Annotated in this window: 19 protein-coding genes; 8 read left to right on the forward strand and 11 right to left on the reverse strand. The window is 66.8% G+C overall.

Translation table 11 applies throughout. From position 1 onward, the window contains the following. The first annotated feature begins 16 nt into the window (after positions 1 to 16). A complete protein-coding gene (locus ABUA37_RS12385; RefSeq protein ID WP_349899514.1) occupies positions 17 to 688 on the forward strand; it encodes a Maf family protein in 672 nt (223 codons plus the stop codon). Between the two features lie 79 nt (positions 689 to 767). Then, positions 768 to 2,519 (forward strand): acetyl/propionyl/methylcrotonyl-CoA carboxylase subunit alpha, encoded by a 1,752-nt coding sequence (locus ABUA37_RS12390; protein WP_349899515.1) that lies wholly within the window; start codon positions 768 to 770, stop codon positions 2,517 to 2,519. 100 nt (positions 2,520 to 2,619) lie between these two features. Here ABUA37_RS12390 and ABUA37_RS12395 read toward each other — a convergent pair whose 3' ends face one another. After that, complete coding sequence (locus ABUA37_RS12395; protein ID WP_349899516.1) at positions 2,620 to 4,056, reverse strand: NAD(P)H-quinone dehydrogenase; 1,437 nt, start codon at positions 4,054 to 4,056, stop codon at positions 2,620 to 2,622. 214 nt (positions 4,057 to 4,270) lie between these two features. Between ABUA37_RS12395 and ABUA37_RS12400 the strand changes: the two genes are divergently transcribed. The 5 genes from ABUA37_RS12400 to ABUA37_RS12420 all read left to right on the forward strand — a co-directional run bounded on the left by ABUA37_RS12400 (position 4,271) and on the right by ABUA37_RS12420 (position 8,123). Continuing rightward, positions 4,271 to 4,462: a DUF2795 domain-containing protein gene (locus ABUA37_RS12400; RefSeq protein WP_349899517.1), complete on the forward strand. Its 192-nt coding sequence runs from the start codon at positions 4,271 to 4,273 to the stop codon at positions 4,460 to 4,462. Beyond that, on the forward strand, positions 4,459 to 5,355 hold the full coding sequence (locus ABUA37_RS12405; RefSeq protein ID WP_349899518.1) for an SDR family oxidoreductase: 897 nt from the start codon (positions 4,459 to 4,461) through the stop codon (positions 5,353 to 5,355). Before ABUA37_RS12400 ends, ABUA37_RS12405 begins: the two co-directional genes overlap by 4 nt. Before the next feature lie 29 nt (positions 5,356 to 5,384). Then, positions 5,385 to 5,537, forward strand: a complete 153-nt coding sequence (locus tag ABUA37_RS12410) for a hypothetical protein (protein ID WP_349899519.1) — start codon at positions 5,385 to 5,387, stop codon at positions 5,535 to 5,537. A gap of 64 nt (positions 5,538 to 5,601) precedes the next feature. Then, positions 5,602 to 6,435, forward strand: a complete 834-nt coding sequence (locus ABUA37_RS12415) for a purine-nucleoside phosphorylase (RefSeq protein ID WP_349899520.1) — start codon at positions 5,602 to 5,604, stop codon at positions 6,433 to 6,435. Beyond that, positions 6,432 to 8,123 carry a phospho-sugar mutase gene (locus ABUA37_RS12420; RefSeq protein WP_349899521.1) on the forward strand — a complete coding sequence of 564 codons (1,692 nt, stop codon included), beginning with the start codon at positions 6,432 to 6,434 and terminating at the stop codon, positions 8,121 to 8,123. Before ABUA37_RS12415 ends, ABUA37_RS12420 begins: the two co-directional genes overlap by 4 nt. 12 nt (positions 8,124 to 8,135) lie before the next feature. Here the strand turns inward: ABUA37_RS12420 and ABUA37_RS12425 are convergent, their stop codons facing one another. Genes ABUA37_RS12425 through ABUA37_RS12435 form a run of 3 tightly spaced genes read right to left on the reverse strand, consistent with a single transcriptional unit; the run spans position 8,136 to position 9,975 of the window. Next, the gene (locus ABUA37_RS12425) at positions 8,136 to 8,408 is read right to left on the reverse strand and encodes a PTS sugar transporter subunit IIB (RefSeq protein WP_349899522.1); all 273 of its coding nucleotides are present in this window, start codon (positions 8,406 to 8,408) and stop codon (positions 8,136 to 8,138) included. Beyond that, positions 8,405 to 8,851 carry a PTS sugar transporter subunit IIA gene (locus ABUA37_RS12430; protein WP_349899523.1) on the reverse strand — a complete coding sequence of 149 codons (447 nt, stop codon included), beginning with the start codon at positions 8,849 to 8,851 and terminating at the stop codon, positions 8,405 to 8,407. The genes ABUA37_RS12425 and ABUA37_RS12430 overlap by 4 nt, the downstream gene beginning before the upstream one ends. Before the next feature lie 2 nt (positions 8,852 to 8,853). Continuing rightward, complete coding sequence (locus tag ABUA37_RS12435) at positions 8,854 to 9,975, reverse strand: adenosine deaminase (protein WP_349899524.1); 1,122 nt, start codon at positions 9,973 to 9,975, stop codon at positions 8,854 to 8,856. A gap of 67 nt (positions 9,976 to 10,042) precedes the next feature. Between ABUA37_RS12435 and uriH the strand changes: the two genes are divergently transcribed. Beyond that, the gene (gene uriH, locus ABUA37_RS12440; RefSeq protein ID WP_349899525.1) at positions 10,043 to 10,990 is read left to right on the forward strand and encodes a uridine-preferring nucleoside hydrolase UriH; all 948 of its coding nucleotides are present in this window, start codon (positions 10,043 to 10,045) and stop codon (positions 10,988 to 10,990) included. Between the two features lie 22 nt (positions 10,991 to 11,012). Here the strand turns inward: uriH and ABUA37_RS12445 are convergent, their stop codons facing one another. The 7 genes from ABUA37_RS12445 to ABUA37_RS12475 all read right to left on the reverse strand — a co-directional run bounded on the left by ABUA37_RS12445 (position 11,013) and on the right by ABUA37_RS12475 (position 19,392). Continuing rightward, positions 11,013 to 12,299 carry a thymidine phosphorylase gene (locus tag ABUA37_RS12445; RefSeq protein WP_349899526.1) on the reverse strand — a complete coding sequence of 429 codons (1,287 nt, stop codon included), beginning with the start codon at positions 12,297 to 12,299 and terminating at the stop codon, positions 11,013 to 11,015. An 82-nt stretch (positions 12,300 to 12,381) separates the two neighbouring features. Beyond that, positions 12,382 to 12,795 (reverse strand): cytidine deaminase, encoded by a 414-nt coding sequence (locus tag ABUA37_RS12450; protein ID WP_349899527.1) that lies wholly within the window; start codon positions 12,793 to 12,795, stop codon positions 12,382 to 12,384. Further along, positions 12,792 to 14,087 carry an ABC transporter permease gene (locus ABUA37_RS12455; protein ID WP_349899528.1) on the reverse strand — a complete coding sequence of 432 codons (1,296 nt, stop codon included), beginning with the start codon at positions 14,085 to 14,087 and terminating at the stop codon, positions 12,792 to 12,794. The genes ABUA37_RS12450 and ABUA37_RS12455 overlap by 4 nt, the downstream gene beginning before the upstream one ends. Next, positions 14,084 to 15,433 carry an ABC transporter permease gene (locus ABUA37_RS12460; protein WP_349899529.1) on the reverse strand — a complete coding sequence of 450 codons (1,350 nt, stop codon included), beginning with the start codon at positions 15,431 to 15,433 and terminating at the stop codon, positions 14,084 to 14,086. Before ABUA37_RS12460 ends, ABUA37_RS12455 begins: the two co-directional genes overlap by 4 nt. Further along, complete coding sequence (locus ABUA37_RS12465; RefSeq protein WP_349899530.1) at positions 15,430 to 16,971, reverse strand: ABC transporter ATP-binding protein; 1,542 nt, start codon at positions 16,969 to 16,971, stop codon at positions 15,430 to 15,432. Before ABUA37_RS12465 ends, ABUA37_RS12460 begins: the two co-directional genes overlap by 4 nt. A 104-nt stretch (positions 16,972 to 17,075) precedes the next feature. Further along, complete coding sequence (locus ABUA37_RS12470) at positions 17,076 to 18,176, reverse strand: BMP family lipoprotein (RefSeq protein ID WP_349899531.1); 1,101 nt, start codon at positions 18,174 to 18,176, stop codon at positions 17,076 to 17,078. Positions 18,177 to 18,327: 151 nt separating this feature from the next. Next, positions 18,328 to 19,392 carry a BMP family lipoprotein gene (locus ABUA37_RS12475; RefSeq protein WP_349899532.1) on the reverse strand — a complete coding sequence of 355 codons (1,065 nt, stop codon included), beginning with the start codon at positions 19,390 to 19,392 and terminating at the stop codon, positions 18,328 to 18,330. Positions 19,393 to 19,426 lie beyond the last annotated feature (34 nt).

The raw sequence follows: 19,426 nt of genomic DNA on the forward strand, positions 1-19,426 counted from the left end.
TCCCACAGGAGGTGCCGTGCGACTGTATCTCGCCTCGACCTCACCGGCCAGGCTCGCGACGCTGCGCGCGGCCGGCATCGAGCCTGTTGTCCTCCCCTCCGAGGTCGACGAGGATGCTGCGGTCGCCGCCGCCGGCCCGCTCACGACCGCGCAGATGGTGCAGTTGCTCGCGCGTCTGAAGGCAGAGGCCGTGACGGGTCGGTTGGTCGACGGGCAGCCCATCGATGGCTTCGTTCTCGGCGGGGACTCTGCGTTCGAGCTCGACGGCGTGACCTATGGCAAGCCGCACCTGCCGGAGGTCGCGAGGGAGCGCTGGCTGCTGCAGCGCGGCCGCACCGGCCATCTGCACAGCGGCCACTGGCTCATCGATCACCGAGGCGGCGTGCTTGGCGACGCACGCGGCGCGGTCTCGAGCTCCGCCGTCACCTTCGCCGACAACATCTCCGACGAGGAGATCGACGCGTACGTCGCCACCGGCGAGCCACTCAAGGTCGCCGGCGCATTCACCATCGACAGCCTCGGTGCGCCGTTCATCTCCTCCATCGAGGGCGACGCTCACGCGATCGTCGGACTCTCGCTCGCTATGCTCAGGCAACTGCTGCTGGGGTTCGAGGTGAGCTGGCCGAGCCTCTGGAACCGCGGTGCGGCATCCGAGACGGACACCCGCACGGTCGAGGGCCACTTGTAGGGCCTGCGAGAGATTCGCCCGTCTTTTTTGGAGGTCTGTGCCAAAGACCCGTGACCACCGACCAATAAGCTAAGGAATTATGCCCAGTATCACGAAGGTCCTGATCGCCAATCGCGGCGAAATCGCCGTACGAGTCATCCGGGCAGCGAAGGACAGCGGCATACCCTCCGTCGCGATCTATGCCGACCAGGACAGGGATGCGCGGCACGTCAAGCTCGCCGACGAGGCCTACGCGCTCGACGGCTCGACCAGCGCAGACACCTACCTCGTCATCGACAAGATCCTCTCCATCGCCAGGCGCTCCGGGGCGAATGCGATCCACCCGGGCTACGGGTTCCTCGCCGAGAACGCAGAATTCGCCCGCGCCGTCATCGACGCAGGCATCCTCTGGATCGGCCCATCGCCCGACGCGATCGAGAAGCTCGGCGACAAGGTTTCCGCACGACACATCGCCGAGAAGGTGGGCGCGCCGCTGGCACCCGGAACCCTGAATCCCGTCTCCGGCGCATCCGAGGTGCTCGACTTCGTCGACACCCACGGGCTTCCCGTCGCGATCAAGGCCGCGTTCGGCGGTGGCGGTCGCGGGCTCAAGGTGGCCCGCACCCGCGAGGAGATCCCCGAACTGTTCGACTCCGCGACGCGCGAGGCGGTCGCCGCCTTCGGTCGCGGTGAGTGTTTCGTGGAGAAGTACCTCGACGAGCCGCGGCACGTCGAGACGCAGTGCCTCGCGGATGCGCACGGCAACGTCGTCATCATCTCCACCCGCGACTGCTCGCTGCAGCGCCGACACCAGAAGCTCGTGGAGGAGGCTCCGGCGCCGTTCCTCACCGAAGAGCAGACCGCGCTCCTGTACTCCTCCTCGAAGGCGATCCTGCGCGAGGTCGGCTACGAGGGCGCGGGCACCTGCGAGTTCCTCGTCGCGAAGGACGGCACCATCTCGTTCCTCGAGGTGAACACGCGACTGCAGGTGGAACATCCGGTGTCCGAGGAGGTCACCGGCATCGACCTCGTGCGCGAGCAGTTCCGCATCGCCGAGGGCGGCATCCTCGACTACGACGACCCGGAGCCGACCGGGCACTCCTTCGAATTCCGTATCAACGGCGAAGACCCGGGCCTGAACTTCCTGCCTTCCCCCGGTCCGGTGCACGTGCTGCGGATGCCGGGCGGACCCGGCGTGCGCGTCGACAGTGGCGTCACGACCGGCGACGTCATCAGCGGCGCGTTCGATTCGCTGCTCGCCAAGCTCATCGTCACCGGCTCTTCGCGCCAGGATGCCCTGGAACGAGCGCGCCGCGCCCTCGACGAATTCGAGGTGGCCGGCCTGCCCACAGTGCTGCCGTTCCACCGCAAGATCGTGCGCGACCCGGCGTTCACGAGCGAGCCCTTCTCGATCTACACGCGCTGGATCGAGACCGAGTTCGTGAACGACATCGAACCGTGGAGTGGCTCGCTCGAAGCTCCCGCTGCCGCGCCGGCCCGCCAGAGCGTGGTCGTCGAGGTCGACGGCAAGCGCATCGAGGTCTCGCTGCCCGCACGGCTCTCCGCCGGGCCTGCCGCCACCGCGTCGGTCGTCCCGCCGCGCCGCCGCGACGCCGGCACCGCGGTCAGCACGGCGACCGGGGACTCGGTGAAGGCCCCCATGCAGGCGACCGTCGTGAAGCTCGCGGTTGCCGAGGGCGACACCGTGGTGAAGGGTGACCTGATCCTGGTGCTCGAGGCGATGAAGATGGAGCAGCCGATCACGGCACACAAGGACGGGACGATCACGGGCGTCAACGCCTCGGTCGGGGCGACCGTCTCATCCGGGCACCTGCTGCTCAATATCGTCTAGCGCGCCGCGCCGCCCGCTCGAGGGCTGTCATGTGTCGCGAGGGCTGCTGCTGAACGACCGCCGTCGCGACAAACGGCCGCCCTCGCGCGAATCTAGCGGGTCAGTGGACTATGTGCAGGGCGCGGGCGGCGGCGGTGATGCTGTCGGAGAGGGAGGGGTAGACCGTGAAGGCGCGGGCGACCTCGTCGACCGTGAGGCGGTGCTCCACGGCGATCGCGATCGGCAGGATGAGCTCAGAGGCCCGAGGTGCGACGATCACGCCGCCGATGACGGTGCCTGAGCCCGTGCGCGCGAACAGCTTCACGAAGCCATCCTTGATGCCCATCATCTTGGCGCGCGGGTTGGAGGCGAGCGGCAGTTTGTAGATATCGCCCTGCGCGATGCCATCCTCGATCTGCTTCTGCGACCAGCCGACCGTGGCGATCTCGGGCTGCGTGAAGATGTTCGAGGTGACGTTGCGCAGCTCTGTCGGGTTCACCGCGTCGCCCATGGCATGGAACACGGCGGTGCGCCCCTGCATCGAGGCGACGGATGCCAGAGGCAGGAAGTCCGAGCAGTCGCCGGCCGCGTAGATCGACGGCATCGACGTGCGGGCGACCCGGTTCACGCGGATGTGGCCGGACTCTGTCAGCTGCACCCCCGCATCCTCGAGGCCGATGCCCGCGGTGTTCGGAATGGACCCCACGGCCATGAGGCAGTGGCTGCCCTCGACCGTGCGACCGTCGCTGAGCGTGGCGATGACGCCATCGGCGGTGCGCTCGATCGACTCCGCCCTTGACTTGGACAGAACGTTCATGCCGTTGCGCTTGAAGACGTCTTCGATCACCCTCGCGGCATCCGCGTCTTCACCGGGCAGCACCTGGTCGCGGCTGGAGATCAGCGTGACCTTCGAGCCGAGCGCGGTATACGCGGAGGCGAACTCGGCTCCTGTGACGCCCGATCCGACGACGATGAGGTGCTCGGGAATGGTGGCGAGCGTGTAGAGCTGGGTCCAGGTGAGGATGCGCTCACCGTCCGGCTTCGCAGTCTTGAGGATGCGCGGGCTCGCACCGACCGAGACCACGATGGTGTCAGCGTTGATCTCGTCGAAGTCGGTGGCACTCTTGCCTCGACCGGTCGAGACAATGATTCTGGTGGGCCCATCGAGGCGGCCGTCGCCCTGCACGACCTTGACGCCCGACTTGATCAGCTGCGATTTCATGTCTTCCGACTGCTGCCTGGCGAGCCGGAGCAGCCGCTGGTTCACTGCGGCGAGGTTCACGGTGACCTCCGGGCGCACGGGCCGGCCGGACTCCCCGCGCGTAAAGAACTGCACCCCCAGGTCGGTCGCCTCGCCGATCGCGTTGGCGGCCTCGGCGGTGGCGATGAGGGTCTTCGAGGGCACGACATCCGTCAGCACGGCCGAACCGCCGACACCGAGCCGCTCGACGATGGTGACGTCGGCGCCGAGCTGGGCGCCGGCGAGCGCGGCCTCGTAACCGCCCGGCCCCCCGCCGAGGACCGCGATGCGCTGTTTTCGCTCGAATTCATAAGCCATGGGTCCATTCTCGCAGCGCGGCGCGCCCGCACGCACGACGGGGGCGCCGCGCACCGAGCCGACGCCGTTTCGAGTGGTCGTGAACGCACCTGGGCAGGCGAGGTATAGGTCAGAAAACCGGATGCCGCAAGGGGCTGACCGACGCACAGGTCACGGTGTTAGCGTGGCGGCATCTGGCCCCCATAAGGGGGTACATCACACGGAAGGCGAGATGATGAGCGACAGCCCAAACCCCATTCAGGTGCAGAAGTTCCTCGGCGGAATCGACTATCCGGCGAGCAAGGATGACATCGTCAGCGCGGCGAGAGACGCCGGTGCCGATGACGGAGTGCTCAGCGCCCTCGGCGCCATTCCCGACCGCGAGTACGACGGGCCGACGGCGGTCAGCGAGGCAGTGGCATCGTGACGACGGACCAGTACACCTTCGACAACCCGGTGACGCGATACCCGTCGATCGACCCGCCCGAGCAGCACCAGGAGGAGCCGGGGCTCGAGCGCGACATGACCCCGACACCCGATCTCGGCGAGAACACGTACCGCGGCAGCGGTCGGCTCGAGGGCCGCAAGGCTCTCGTGACGGGTGCGGATTCCGGGATCGGCGCGGCGGTCGCGATCGCCTTCGCTCGCGAGGGCGCAGATGTCGCACTCTCCTACCTGCCCTCTGAGGAGCCGGATGCGCAGCGCATCGTCGGCCTGATCGAGGATGCGGGGCGCAAGGCCGTCGCGCTCCCCGGCGACCTGAGCGACCCGGCATACTGTCGCGAGCTCGCACAGGGCGCGGTGGACGGGCTCGGCGGCCTCGACATCCTCGTCAACAACGCCGGTCGCCAGATCTACTGCGAGAAGCTCGAAGACCTCAGCGACGAGCAGTTCGAAGCCACGCTCAAGACGAACGTCTTCGGGATGTTTTGGCTCACGAAGGCCGCGCTGCCGCACCTCCCCGCGGGCTCCTCGATCATCAACACCACGTCGATTCAGGCCTACAAACCGTCGGCGGGTCTCATCGACTACGCCACGACGAAGGGCGCGATCAACACCTTCACCAAGGGACTGGCGCAGCAGCTCGCGCCGCGCGGCATCCGCGTGAACGCCGTCGCACCCGGGCCGGTGTGGACGGTGCTGCAGGTCTCCGAGGGGCAACCGACGGAGGCCCTGCCCGAATTCGGGAAGTCGACGCCGCTCGCGAGGCCCGGGCAGCCGGCCGAGCTCGCCCCGGCATACGTGTTCCTCGCCTCCCCCGAGTCGAGTTACGTGCTCGGCGAGACGCTCAATGTGAACGGTGGAACACCGAGCCCGTAGCGGCCGGCGACTAAGGAGAGGAGAAGCTGATGGATGACGACAAGCGCTCGATGGAGCAGGAGAAGGACCGTGCGCGGCAGGAGGCCGCCGATGTGACCTCGCACGATCGGCCGTCTCACGACGACCCGGAGACGGAGGAGGACACGGCCTCCGGCGGCGCACCGGAGCAGCCGGACAAGTAGGGCGCGCGGCCCGGACAAGGGGCACGGTCTGGGCTGCGGCCTCCCCGGCCAATAGAGTGGTCTGATGCCCACAAACGCACTCAATCCGCTCGACGATCTCTCGGTGGACCCCTTCCAGATCGCTCGGGATGCGGCGGCGCAGATCGCCGAGAAGACCGGCGTCGAACGCCACGACATCGCCCTCACTCTGGGCAGCGGCTGGGCGAAGGCCGCCGACCTGATCGGCGAGACCATCGCGACGATCCCGGCGACCGAGATCTCCGGCTTCAGCAAGCCCGCCCTTGAGGGGCACGTCGGATCGCTGCGTTCCATCCTGCTGCCGAGCGGCAAGCGCGCGCTCGTGATCGGTGCACGCACGCACTACTACGAGAACCACGGCGTGCGACGCGTCGTGCACTCGGTGCGAACGGCGGCCGCCACGGGCGCGACGACCATGATCCTCACCAACGGGGCCGGGGGCATCCGCGAGAGCTGGAAACCCGGCACGCCCGTGCTGATCAGCGACCACATCAACCTCACCGGCGATTCGCCACTCGAGGGCGCCACCTTCATCGACCTCACCGATCTCTACAGCGCGAGACTCCGCGCGATCGCGCGGAGCATCGAACCGGGCCTCGACGAGGGCGTGTACGTGCAGAACCGCGGTCCGCACTACGAGACTCCGGCAGAGGTGCAGATGGCGAAGACGATCGGGGGGCACATCGTCGGGATGTCGACCGCGCTCGAGGCGATCGCGGCGCGGCAGGCGGGCATGGAGATCCTGGGGCTGTCGCTCATCACGAACCTCGCGGCGGGCATCCAAAAGACGCCCCTCAGCCACGCCGAGGTCATTGACGCGGGCAAGGCCGCCGAGCCCGTCATCAGCGCCCTTCTCGCTCGAATCGTGGCCGTGCTGTGAGCGACGCTGTGACCGACGGCGTGATCCAGCAGGCGGAGGCCTGGCTCGCGCAAGACCCCGACGCGGAGACCCGCGCCGAATTGCAGTCCCTGATCGAGGGCGCGACGGCGGGTGATGACGCCGCCACCGCGAGCCTCCACGAGCGCTTCGACGACCGCCTGGAGTTCGGCACCGCTGGCCTCCGAGGCCGAATCGAGGCCGGCCCCAACCGCATGAACCGCGTGCTCGTCTCGCAGGCCGCCGCGGGTCTCGCCGCCTACCTGCTCGAGAAGGCCGGCGACGAACAGCCCTCGATCGTCATCGGATACGACGGTCGCAAGAATTCGCGTGTCTTCGCCGAGGACACGGCCGAGCTGATGGCGGGCGCGGGCGTGCGCGCCATCCTGCTGCCACGCCTGCTGCCAACGCCGATACTCGCTTTCGCCGTGCGCCACCTCGACACGACCGCCGGCGTCATGGTGACCGCGAGCCACAATCCACCGCAGGACAACGGATACAAGGTCTACCTCGGCGAGGCCGACGAGGGGTCTCAGATCGTGCCGCCGGCGGACGCGGAGATCGCGGCGCACATCCTCCGGGTCGCCGCCGAGCGAAACGTGTTGCAATTGCCGAAGGGCGAGTACGAGATCGCGGATGAGGAAGTCGTCGACGAGTACGTGCGCTACACGGCCGCGCTCGCGACATCCGGTGCCGGCGGATTGCGCTTCGTCTACACGGCGATGCACGGCGTCGGCTGGGAGACGGCCCAACGAGTGTTCGAGGCCGCGGGCTTCGGCAAGGCGCTGGTGGTCAGGGAACAAATAGAACCGGATGCGACGTTCCCCACGGTCGCATTCCCCAACCCCGAGGAGCCCGGCGCCATGGACCTCGCCTTCGCCCGCGCCGCGGAGACGGGTGCGGAGTTCGTGATCGCCAATGACCCGGATGCGGACCGGCTCGCCGTCGCCATTCCCGATGGCCCGGCGCACGCGGTGGCCAGCTGGCGACGTCTCAGCGGCAACGAGGTCGGCTACCTGCTCGGCTGGCGCATCGCGGCGCGGCTCGCTCGCTCCGGTCGTGAGGGAACGCTTGCGGCGTCGATCGTCAGCTCACCCGCACTGAAGCGCGTCGCCGAGCACTACCGCCTCGACTATGTCGATACGCTCACCGGCTTCAAGTGGGTGTCGCGCGCGCCACGTCTCGCCTTCGGTTTCGAGGAGGCGCTCGGCTACCTCGTCGACCCGGAGAAGGTCAGGGACAAGGATGGCATCTCTGCCGCCGTGGAATTCCTGGCGCTCATGACCGAGCTGAAGGCCGCGGGCAAGACCCTCCTCGACCACGAGATCGAGTTCGCGGAGAAGTTCGGTGCGTATGCGTCGTCGCAGATTTCGATCCGGGTGGAGAACCTGAGCCAGATCTCCAGCACGATGAACCGGCTGCGGCAGAACCTTCCCGCCGCGATCGGAACCGTGCGGGTCGACCACATCGACGACTTCATCGACGGCTTCGAGAGATTCCCCGCCGGCGACATCCTGCGCATCTGGCTCATCGACGGTTCCCGCGTGATCCTGCGGCCGAGCGGCACCGAGCCGAAGCTCAAGGTGTACATCGACGCGTCGAGCGAGGTCGGCACCGGGCACGAGCGCCGGGCCGCCGCGGAGCGAACCGTGGCCGAACTCGACGCCGCGATGCGCGAACTGCTGGCGTAACGCCGCCGCGGACTAGCCCAGCGCCTCCTCCAGGCGGCGGCTGAGCTCGGCGGTGTCGAAGAAGTTCTCCACCACGATCACCTCGGCGAAGGTCTTGCCGATGGCATCTACGAACTCGGCTGAGGTGAGGATCACCTGCGCATCCGCCGCGACAGACGACACGGACGACACGTCGGCTGCCACCACGTCCGCCTCGATGCCGAGCCGCGCGAGCACGCGCTCGGCGTTGACCTTGAGGATTCCCGAGCTGCCGATGCCGGCGCCACAGATGGTCACGATCTTCACGCGGTCACTCCCAAGATGCGCTGGACTTCGGCGGCGCTCGTCGCGGCCGCGAGCGCCGGAATGGCACTCGAATCGTTGAAGACGTTGGCAAGTTCCGCCACGGAGGCGAGGTGCGCATCCGCGTGCGTGATCGCAAGCCCGAGCACGACGCTCACGGGGTCATTGTGCGGATGCCCGAAGGCGACCGGAGTGGACAGGGTCACGACCGCGAGGCCGTCGGCCAGCACCTCGGGACCGGGCCGAGCGTGCGCCAGAGCGAGCCCGGGCGCGATCACGACGTATGGTCCGTGCTCCTCGATCATCCGGATCATCTCGTCCGCGTAGGCCGGCTCGGCCGCACCGGATGCCGCGAGCGCGTCTCCCGCGAGTCGCACCGCCGCGCGCCAGTCGGCAGCCTCTGCACCGAGCACTATCGACGATGCCGGGAGCGGCGGAAGCGGCATCCTCAGGCCTCCGCGAACGCGGCGCTGATGTAGTCGGCGAGTTCCTCGCGGTCTTCGAGCGGCAGGAAACTCGCCGCGGCGGCGTTGAGCTGGAACACCTCGAGGTCGCCCAGGTCGTAGCCGAAGGTCTCGCTCAGCAGCGCGAGCTCCTTGCTCAGGGAGGTGTTGCTCATGAGCCGGTTGTCGGTGTTCACCGTGACGCGGAAGCCGAGCTGGTAGAGCAGGTCGAAGGGGTGATCGATGAGCTCGTCTCCCCACTGCGCGATCGCACCGGTCTGGAGGTTCGACTGCGGTGCGAGCTCGAGCGCGATCTCGCGGTCCTTCACCCACTGGGCGACCGGCCCGAGCGTCACGTAGCTGTTCTCGTCGTCTTCGCGTTCGATCGTGACGCCCTCCGCGAGCCGCACCCCGTGACCGAGACGCAGTGCGCGACCGTCGAACAGGGCACCGCGGATGCTGTCCAGCCCGTCCGCCTCGCCCGCGTGCACCGTCGCGGGAAGGAAGTGCCGCGCGAGGTAGTCGAAGGCGTCGCGCAGGTTACCGGCGGGGAAGCCCGCCTCGGCGCCGGCGATGTCGAAGCCGACGACTCCGTTGCCCCGGTGGCGCACGGCGAGCTCGGCGATCTCGAGTCCGCGGGTGTTGTGCCGCATGGCGCTGACCAACTGACCGACCCGGATGCGTCGACCGCTGTTCTGCACATCGTCGACTCCGGCATCCAGGCCTTCCTGCACGGCCTCCACGGTCTCGTCGAGCGTCAGCCCGCGCGTGAGGTGCTGCTCGGGAGCCCAGCGAATCTCGCCGTAGATCACGCCGTCGTCAGCGAGATCCTGCACGAATTCGCGCGCCACCCTGGCGAGCCCCTCCTGGGTCTGCATCACACCGGTGGTGATGTCGAAGGTCTTCAGGTACTCCACGAGCGAACCGGAATCGCTCTTCTCGGCGAACCACTCGCCGAGCGCCACGGCTTCCGTCTCGGGCAATTCGAGGTCGTGGCTCTCTGCCAGCTCGATGATGGTCTGCGGGCGCAGCCCACCGTCGAGGTGGTCATGAAGCGAGACCTTGGGCAGCGCGGTGATGCTCGCGCCGCCGCCGGGCAGCAGGTAGTCCGTGGACACAGGATTCATACGACAAATCTACCCGCTGGCGCCCTCGGCTAACCTTGGCATTCGGGAAAGCGAAGGGCGGACAGGGATGTCGAGCAAGATAATTCTGGACTGTGATCCAGGACACGACGATGCGATCGCGCTCCTGCTCGCGCACGGCAATCCCGAGGTCGAACTCGTCGCCGTGACGACGGTGCACGGCAACCAGACGATCGAGAAGGTCACACGCAACGCGCTCGCCGTTGCTCGCATCGCGGGCATCACCGGCGTTCCCTTCGCGGCGGGCGCGCACCGCCCTCTCGTGCGCGTCGCCGAGGTGGCCGAATCCATCCACGGCGACTCGGGAATGGATGGCCCGGTTCTGCCGGAACCGACCACGACCCTCGACGGCCGTCACGCGGTCGACCTCATCATCGACACGATCATGGCGTCGGAGCCAGGGTCCATCACCCTCGTGCCGACCGGGGCCCTCACCAACATCGCGCTGGCGGTGCGCAAGGAGCCGCGCATCGCATCCAGGGTGAAGGAGGTGGTGCTCATGGGCGGCGGTTACCACGCGGGCAACTGGAGCGCCGCGGCCGAATTCAACATCGTGATCGACCCGGAGGCGGCCCACATCGTCTTCAACGAGCCGTGGAAGCTCACCATGGTGGGGCTCGATCTCACCCATCAGGCGCTCGCAACACCGGATGTCGTGGCCGCGATCGGCGAGGTCGACACGGCACCCGCGCGGTTCGTGCTCGAGCTGCTGGAGTTCTTCGGCGAGAGCTACAAGGAGGCGCAGGGCTTCGACTACCCGCCCGTGCACGACCCCTGCGCTGTCGCGCTCGTGATCGACCCGAGCGTGATGAACGTCGTGAAAGTGCCGCTGGATGTCGAGCTCACCGGCACGCTCACGCTCGGCATGACCGTGGCCGACTTCCGAGCGCCGGCGCCCGCGGACTGCACGACTCATGCAGCGACCGACCTCGACCACGCCAAGTTCTGGGGTCTCATCGTCGACGCGCTGCGCCGCATCGGCGACCCTGAAGTCTGACCGCTCGTCGACGAGCGAATATTTAGCCGATGCGGTCGGCGATGAGAGGCCCGCGCTCGGGAGCAGTGTCGGCAATGGACCACGCGCCGTCGAGTGCTTCGAGCGCGCGCTCGAAGCGGTCGGGCTCATCCGTGTGCAGCCTGAACAGCGGCTGGCCCGCGGAGACGGGGTCGCCCGGCTTTGCGTAGAGCTCGACACCCGCGGCGGCCTGCACCGGGTCCTGCTTGCGTGCGCGGCCCGCGCCGAGTCGCCAGGCCGCGATGCCGAAGGGCAGCGCCTCCTGGGTGGCGAGCACGCCATCCCGATCGGCCTTCACGACGAGGGTCTCCCTCGCCACGGGCAGCGCCGCAGACGAGTCACCGCCCTGAGCCGAGATCATGCGGTTCCAGACGTCCATGGCGCTGCCGTCGGCGAGCGCGGCGGCAACGTCCACATCGGGTTTGCCCGCGAGCGCGAGCATCTCCCGCGCGAGCTCGACGGTCAGCTCAACGACGTCGGCGGGACCACCGCCCGCGAGCACCTCGACGGACTCGCGCACCTCGAGTGCGTTGCCGATCGTGAGACCGAGCGGCACGTTCATGTCAGTCAGCAGTGCGCGCGTCGACACCCCGGCATCCTGCCCGAGGGCCACCATGGTCTCGGCGAGCTTGCGCGACTGCTCGATGTCTTTGAGGAACGCGCCCGAGCCGAACTTCACGTCGAGCACGAGGGCGGATGTCCCTTCCGCAATCTTCTTGCTCATGATCGACGACGCGATGAGCGGGATCGACTCGACTGTGCCCGTAATGTCGCGCAGCGCATACAGCTTGCCGTCGGCCGGAGCGAGCCCCGAACCGGCTGCGCAGATCACCGCGCCGACCTCCTCGAGCTGGGCGAGAAATTCCTCATTGCTGATCGCCGCACGCCAGCCCGGGATGCTCTCGAGCTTGTCGAGGGTTCCGCCGGTGTGGCCGAGTCCGCGGCCGGAGAGCTGCGGAACGGCAACACCGAAAGAGGCGACGAGCGGGGCGAGCGGCAGCGTGATCTTGTCCCCGACACCGCCGGTGGAGTGCTTGTCTGTGGTCTTCTTCGATAGCGAGCCGAAGTTCATGGTCTCGCCGCTCGCGATCATGGCGAGGGTGAGATCCCGGATCTCCTCGCGCTCCATGCCGTTGAGGTAGATCGCCATCGCCATGGCGGCCATCTGCTCGTCCGCCACATAGCCGCGCGTATAGGCATCGACGAGCCAGTTGATCTGCTCCGTCGACAGCGTGCCGTGATCCCGCTTGGTGTGGATGAGGTCGACGACGTCGAATTGTTCAACGGCCATGGTGATGCTCCTTGTGGTTGTGCGCTTCGACGGGCTCAGCGACCGAACACTCGTTCCCTGAGCTTGTCGACGGGCGAGACGCTCAGCCGTGCGGCTGCGCGGCGTACTCCTCGAGTTGCCTCGGCCCGAAGGCATCCGGAATGACCTCGTCGATCGTTTTGATTCCCGACACGGTCTCGAGCAGCATTCCCGGAGCGGAGTGTTCGTAGAGCAGCTGCCTGCACCGACCGCAGGGCATGAGGATGTTGCCGTGCCCGTCAACGCAGGTGAAGGCCACGAGGCGTCCACCTCCGCTCGCGTGCAGGGTGGACACGAGGCCGCACTCGGCGCACAGGGTGAGCCCGTACGAGGCGTTCTCGACGTTGCAGCCCGAGATGACGCGCCCGTCGTCGACGAGGGCGGCCACGCCCACGGGGAACTTCGAATACGGCACGTAGGCGTGGCTCATGGCGTCGCCCGCGACGCCGCGCAGGAGGCCCCAGTCGATGTCGGTCATGACTTGATGTACGGCTTTCCCTCGGCCGCTGGCGGTCGCACCTTGCCCACGAGCCCCGCCACGGCAAAGATCGTGACGATGTACGGCAGCATGAGCATGAACTCGCTCGGCACCGGAGAACCGATCACGCCGAGCACGTTCTGCAGGTTGGTCGCGAAGCCGAACAGGAGCGCCGCGAGGGTTGCTCGGATCGGATCCCAGCGACCGAAGATCACCGCGGCCAGCGCGATGAACCCGGCGCCGTTCGTCATTTCCTTGTTGAACGCGCCCACCACGACGAGCGTGTAGAACGCACCGCCCATTCCGGCGATGGCGCCGGCGAGCGACACGTTCCAGAACCGGGTGCGGTTCACGTTGATGCCCACGGTGTCCGCCGCCTGCGGGTGCTCACCGGATGAGCGCAGCCGGAGGCCCCACTTGGTGTGGAACAGTCCCCAATAGACGAGCCCGACCGTGATGTACATCAGGTAGCTGATGACGGTCTGCTGGAACAGCACCGGCCCGATGATCGGAATCTGGCTGAGCGCCGGGATGTTGAACCGGTGGAACTGCGGCGGGTTGTTCAGCGCCAGGGCGTTCGGGCTGAGCAGCGTGGAGTAGAGGAAGCTCGTCAGCCCGGCCACGAGTACGTTCAGCACGACACCGACGATGATCTGGTCGACGAAGTACTTGATCGAGAACGCCGCGAGCACGAAAGACACGAGCACCCCGGCGACCATCGCAGCCAGCAGCCCCACGAAGGGCTGCTGCGTGATGGACCCCACGAGCGCCGCGACGAACGCGCCGGCGAGCAATTGCCCCTCGATCGCGATGTTGACCACGCCAACGTGCTCCGAGATCACACCGCTGAGCGCTCCGAAGATGAGCGGCGTAGCGAGTCCGACCGTGCCGATCAGGAGGCCTGGCAGCGGGATCGTGCCGTTCGCTGCCGCCCAGGACAGGAATCCGACCATGAACAGGATGGCGTACACCGACACCAGCCAGATCGGCACCCTGCGGTTCTGCCGCACCAGGTAGACCGAGAGCAGCGTGATCAGGATGAGCAGGATCGAGACGGTAATCCCGGTCGCCCGCACCGGCAGTTGCAGATCGGGCAGCTGGATGAAGTCCTTGCTCGTGGACAGCCGGAACGTGCTCATGGCGGAGCCGCCTCGACCGATGATCGCGAAGGCCACGAGCGAGATGAGGGCGAAGATGCCGAGCGCAATGGGTGCTTTCCAACTGCGCACGACGGCCTTGGCCAGCGCGACGTTCGTCGGCGCGGCCGCCGATTCGGTGGTCACAGCGGTCATGAGGTCACCGTCCTCTTCTTCGAAGCATTCGAGGGCTTTCTGAGCTTCTGCACCTCGAGCGGTTTGGGCAGCCGGAACACGGCCCGCACGAGGGGCGGCGCGGCGATGAACAGCACGATGAGCGACTGCACGACGAGCACGATGTCGATCGGAATGGACTCTGCCGCTTGCATCGTGAAGCCACCGGCCTTGAACGCACCGAACAGGATGGCGGCCCAGAACGTGCCCCACGGCCGGGAGCGGCCGAGCAGAGCCACCGTGATGGCGTCGAATCCGATGCCCGCGTCGATGCCGGAGGTGAAGCCGCTCGTGATCACGCCCTGCACCTGGTTGGCGCCGGCCATGCCGACGAGCGCACCCGAGATCAGCATCGCGAGGATGTAGACGCTCTTGACGTTGATGCCCGCAACCCTGGCGGCATTCGGATTCTCACCGACCGCACGGAACTGGAACCCGAGGCTCGAGCGGTTGAGGATCCACCAGACCACCACCGTCGCCACGATCACGAGAAGGAATCCGATGGTTAGGTTGTACTGCGGTCCGAGCAGCCTCGGGAACACCGAGTTCACGTGCATCGCCGCGGACTTAGGGTTGTTGGAGCCGGGAGCCTGCAGCAGGCCCGGCGTGCGCAGCATGTAGCTGATCAGGTAGAAGGCCACGTAGTTGAGCATGATCGTGACGATCACCTCGTGCGCGCCGGTGCGGGCCTTCAGCAGTCCGGCCAGACCACCCCAGATCGCACCCGCGATGATGCCGGCGGCGAGCGCCAGGACGAGGTGGATGCCCGGCGGCAGGTCAAACGAGAAACCCACCCACCCGGCTGCCGCGGCACCGAACAGCATCTGTCCACGACCACCGATGTTGAACATCCCGGCTCTGAAGCCGAGTGCGACGCCGAGGCCCGCGGCGACGAGTGGCGTCGCGAAGTTCAGCGTCTCCGTCAGCGGCCGGATGCCCGAGGCGAAGTCCGGCCGGTTGAAGTTGTAGATCGACCCCTGGAACAGGGAGCTGTACGCACCGGCCACCGCATCCCAGATGGCCGAGAAGGTGTCTGCCGGCCGCGCGAAGAAGTAGCCGGCGGCGGTGTGCACGTTCTCGTTGGTCAGTGCGATCAGCACCGCGCCAGCCACCATCGCGAGCACGACGGCGAGCACCGAGATCATGGCGCTGCCGGAGACGATCTCGCGCAGCACGCCGTTCCAGCGGGAGCCGCCGTCCCGGCTCTCCGGCGTGCTTGCTTCCGCCGGCGCGTTCTCGGGTTCCTGTTGCTCTGGAACCTGCCCGGGCTCGAGCGGCTCTGCCGCTACCTTTTCCTGGCCCTGGCCTGGCAGTTGTTCGTCGCTCACGCGGCGACTCCCTTCGGTGCTGATGGGCCAGGCGTTCCAGCGGGCACTTCGCCGGCCATCATGAGGCCGAGCACGTCCCTCGGGGTGTCACCCGGCACAATTCCCACGATTCCGCCGCGGTACATCACGGCTATCCGATCGGCGAGCGCGGCGACCTCGTCGAGCTCGGTCGAGACCACGATGACGGGAATGCCGGCATCGCGCGTGGCGATGATGCGCTTGTGCACGAACTCGATCGACCCGACGTCGAGACCGCGGGTCGGCTGGGCCGCGAGGAAGAGGCGGAGATCCCTGCTCAGTTCGCGCGCGAGCACGACCTTCTGCTGGTTGCCTCCTGAGAGCTGCCCTGCAAGGCTGTCGATGCTCTGCGCGCGGATGTCGAACTCGTCGACCTTGTTCTCGGCGAAGTCGGCGAGGTAGCCGAGCTGCAGTCCGCCCCATCTGACGAACGGCGCACCATTCGTGCGGTCGAGCATGAGGTTCTCTGCCACCGTGAAGTCGCCGACCAGGCCGTCTTCCTGCCGGTCTTCGGGTACGAAGCCGACGCCGGCATCCAGGACCTTGCGAACGCTGAGGCCGAGCAGCGGCTTGCCATCGAGGGTGATCTCGCCGGTCACGCGCTCCTGCAGGCCCATGATCGCCTCGGTGAGCTCGGTCTGGCCGTTGCCCTGCACCCCCGCGATGGCGAGAACCTCGCCGGCCTTCACCTCGAAGCTCACGTCGTTGACGACGAGTTGGGAGTGCTGGTCGATGACAGAGAGGTTGCGCACCACGAGTGCATCGGCGCCGGGCTTCTCCGGCCCCTTCTCGAGCACGAGATCAATGGGGCGGCCGACCATGAGCGAGGCGAGCTCGGTGTTTGTCGCGGTGGGCGAGGCCTCACCGACGACCTTTCCGAGACGAATGACCGTGATGCGGTCGGCGACCTCGCGCACCTCACGCAGCTTGTGCGTGATGAAGACGATGGAGGTGCCGGCCTCCTTGAGCTGCCTCATGATGACCATGAGCTCGTCGGTCTCCTGCGGCGTGAGCACGGCGGTGGGCTCATCGAAGACGAGCACCTTGGCTTCGCGCGACAGCGCCTTGATGATCTCGACCCGCTGCTGCAGGCCGACGGGAAGGTCTTCGACGAGGGCATCCGGGTCGATGTGGAAACCGAACTGTGCCGAGATGCGGTTGACCTGAGCGCGAGCGGCCTTGAGGTCGAGCCGGCCGCCGAAGGTGGTCTGCTCGTGGCCGAGCATCACGTTCTCGGCAACGGTGAATACGGGGATGAGCATGAAGTGCTGGTGCACCATACCGATGCCCGCAGCCATAGCGTCTCCCGGGCCGGAGAAGTGCTGCACGACATCGTCGAGGAGGATCTCGCCCTCGTCGGCCTGGTAGAGACCGTAGAGCACGTTCATCAGGGTGGACTTGCCCGCCCCGTTCTCGCCGAGGAGGCAGTGGATCTCACCGGGTTCGACGGTCAGATCGATGTGGTCGTTGGCGACGAGGCTGCCAAACCTCTTCGTAATTCCACGAAGTTCGAGCTTCATGATTCACAATCTATCCGCACGTCGTTGAACGGATGGGTGGGGCGTACAAAAGACAGGGGTCGGGGAGACCAGCGATGCTGGCCTCCCCGACCGCGTGTGGTGAGTTACTTAGGGGTGGAGGGCGAAACGACCTTGATCTTGCCGCTGATGATGTCAGCCTTGATCGAGTCGAGTTCCTTCTGCAGGCCCGGGTCAACCTTCGACTCGAACTTGTGGAACGGGGCCATGCCCACGCCACCGTTCTCGAGCGTGCCCACGAACGTGGAGTTGTCGAAGTTGCCGCCGGCGGCCTTCGTGACAACGTCCTCGACGTCGCTTCCGACGCTCTTCATGATCGACGAGAAGTAGAGGTCGTCGTACTTCGGGAAGGTCTCGAAGACGTCGGCGTCACAGCCGATGAGTGCGATGTCCTTGCCCGAGCTCACGATCGCGGCGCCCGCGCTCTGGAAGATCGGTCCACCGACCGGCAGGATGACATCCGCGTTCGCGTCGATCAGCGTCTGAGCCGCCTTCTCGGCGTCAATGCCGGCGTCGAAGCCACCGGTGAAGGAGCCGTTCTGCGCCTTTACGTCCCAGCCCTTGACCTGCACGTTCTTGCTCTTCTGCTGGTTGTAGTACGCGGCGCCGTCTGCGTAGCCATCCATGAAGATGGTGACGGGCGGAATCTGCATTCCGCCGAAGGTACCGATGACGCCGGTCTTGCTGTAGCTGGCCGCCGCGTAGCCGACGAGGAACGCCGCCTGTGCGGTGTCAGACATGATCGGCTTCACGTTCGGAAGGGTGAGCGGCGACTGGTCGTCGTTCGAGACGCCGGAGTCGATGAGCGCGAAGTTGACCTTGGGGTTCGCCTTGGCCGCGTCACGCGTGGCGTTCGCGAGGTTGAATCCGACGGTGACGATCAGGTTGCAGCCCTGGTCCACCATCTGGGTGATGTTCGGCACGTAGTCGTTGTCACCGGTCGACTGCACGTGCACCTCCTTGATGTTCAGCTTCTTCGCCGCGCTCTGCAGTCCCTCGAGACCCAGCTGGTTGAACGACTTGTCGTCGAAGCCGCCCGCGTCGGAGACCATGCAGGCCTTGAAGTTCGAAGCCTTGGCGCCGCTGTCGGCCGGCTTCGTTGGTGCTGATGCACAGCCGGCAAGCATCGTTGCGATGCCGACAATGGCAAGGCCGCCCATGATGCGGCTGCGAGAAGTGATTCTCAAGGTGTCCTCCAGGATGCTGCCCAGCGGGAAAGCTGGGACTTGGTTCCGTACACGTTACCCAATGTTACGAGCGCCGAACGATTCCACTTTCACGGCGCAACACAAGCGTTATAGAGCCGCGACTACAGCGAAATGTTCAGGAAATGTGCTGCTACTTCGGCGTGCTGGGAGAGGTCACGACGAGCGCCCCCGACTCGATGTCCGACTGCAGTCCCTTGACTTCGGAGGCCAGCTGTGCGCTGACCTTCGAGGCCATGTCGTGGAACGCCGCGATGCCGACCCCGCCGTTCTTCAACGTGCCCACGTAGGGGGCGTTCGTGAAGCTCTTGTCCTTGCTCGACTTCGCGATGGAGGCCACGGCCTGCCGCGTGTTCTTGAGCACCGAGGTGAGCAGGATGCCGCGATATTTCGCGGGCAGGGTGTCGTAGCCGTCGTTGTCCACCCAGATCAGCGATCCGTGGCCCGCTGCTGAGATAGCCGCCGCCGCGCCCTCGCCTACCTGGCCCGCGACCGGAAGGATGACGTCGGCACCCTGCTCGAGCAGGGTGTTCGTGGTGTTCACGCCCTTCGTGGTGTCTTCGAAGTCACCGGTGAACGATCCGTCTTGCGTGGCCTTCGACCAGCCCAGGGTCTCGACCTTCGTGCCGTGCACCTCGTTGTACTTGCTCACGCCGTCGGCGAAACCGTCCATGAAGAGGGTGACCGGCGGCTGATTGCCACCGCCGAAGGTACCGACCTTGCCGGTCTTGGTGACACCGGCCGCGAGGTAGCCGGCCAGATAGGCCGCCTGCGCGGTATCGAACACGATCGGCTTCACATTCGGAGCATCCACGGTCTCATCCACGAGGGCGAAATCGATCTTCGGATTGGCCTTCGCGGCCTTCTCGGTGGCCGGTGCCAGCTCGTAGCCCACGGTGAGTACAAAGCCGCAGCCGCTCGCGACCGCCTGATCGACGTTGGGTGCCAGGTCGGTCTCGCCCGTGGAGACGAGCACCTTGGCCGAGATGGAGTACTTCTTCTCTGCGTCCTGCAGGCCGGCCCAGCTCGATTCGTTGAACGAGCGGTCGTGAAGCCCGCCGGAGTTGGTGACCATGCGCGCACAGAATGCGGATGCGCCGGGTTTCGCGCTCTGTTCGGGAGCGGATGCGCAGCCGGAGAGGGCGAGCAGAGCGACGCCGATCAGGGCGATGGGACGGAGTGCTGAAAACAAAGGCATACTGCGAACTTAAGCGAGTCGAGCCGTTCAACAC

The sequence above is a fragment of the Parafrigoribacterium soli genome (assembly GCF_040227235.1).
Lineage (GTDB): Bacteria > Actinomycetota > Actinomycetes > Actinomycetales > Microbacteriaceae > Parafrigoribacterium_A > Parafrigoribacterium_A soli.

What these genes read in the sequence shown, in the direction of transcription:
- uriH (WP_349899525.1), top strand. Translation starts at nt 10,043, where the DNA reads ATGTCGAGCAAGATAATTCTGGACTGTGATCCAGGACACGACGATGCG.
- ABUA37_RS12395 (WP_349899516.1), bottom strand. Translation starts at nt 4,056, where the DNA reads ATGGCTTATGAATTCGAGCGAAAACAGCGCATCGCGGTCCTCGGCGGG.
- ABUA37_RS12415 (WP_349899520.1), top strand. Translation starts at nt 5,602, where the DNA reads ATGCCCACAAACGCACTCAATCCGCTCGACGATCTCTCGGTGGACCCC.
- ABUA37_RS12450 (WP_349899527.1), bottom strand. Translation starts at nt 12,795, where the DNA reads ATGACCGACATCGACTGGGGCCTCCTGCGCGGCGTCGCGGGCGACGCC.
- ABUA37_RS12455 (WP_349899528.1), bottom strand. Translation starts at nt 14,087, where the DNA reads ATGACCGCTGTGACCACCGAATCGGCGGCCGCGCCGACGAACGTCGCG.
- ABUA37_RS12465 (WP_349899530.1), bottom strand. Translation starts at nt 16,971, where the DNA reads ATGAAGCTCGAACTTCGTGGAATTACGAAGAGGTTTGGCAGCCTCGTC.
- ABUA37_RS12445 (WP_349899526.1), bottom strand. Translation starts at nt 12,299, where the DNA reads ATGGCCGTTGAACAATTCGACGTCGTCGACCTCATCCACACCAAGCGG.
- ABUA37_RS12475 (WP_349899532.1), bottom strand. Translation starts at nt 19,392, where the DNA reads ATGCCTTTGTTTTCAGCACTCCGTCCCATCGCCCTGATCGGCGTCGCT.
- ABUA37_RS12400 (WP_349899517.1), top strand. Translation starts at nt 4,271, where the DNA reads ATGAGCGACAGCCCAAACCCCATTCAGGTGCAGAAGTTCCTCGGCGGA.
- ABUA37_RS12435 (WP_349899524.1), bottom strand. Translation starts at nt 9,975, where the DNA reads ATGAATCCTGTGTCCACGGACTACCTGCTGCCCGGCGGCGGCGCGAGC.
- ABUA37_RS12410 (WP_349899519.1), top strand. Translation starts at nt 5,385, where the DNA reads ATGGATGACGACAAGCGCTCGATGGAGCAGGAGAAGGACCGTGCGCGG.
- ABUA37_RS12430 (WP_349899523.1), bottom strand. Translation starts at nt 8,851, where the DNA reads ATGCCGCTTCCGCCGCTCCCGGCATCGTCGATAGTGCTCGGTGCAGAG.
- ABUA37_RS12390 (WP_349899515.1), top strand. Translation starts at nt 768, where the DNA reads ATGCCCAGTATCACGAAGGTCCTGATCGCCAATCGCGGCGAAATCGCC.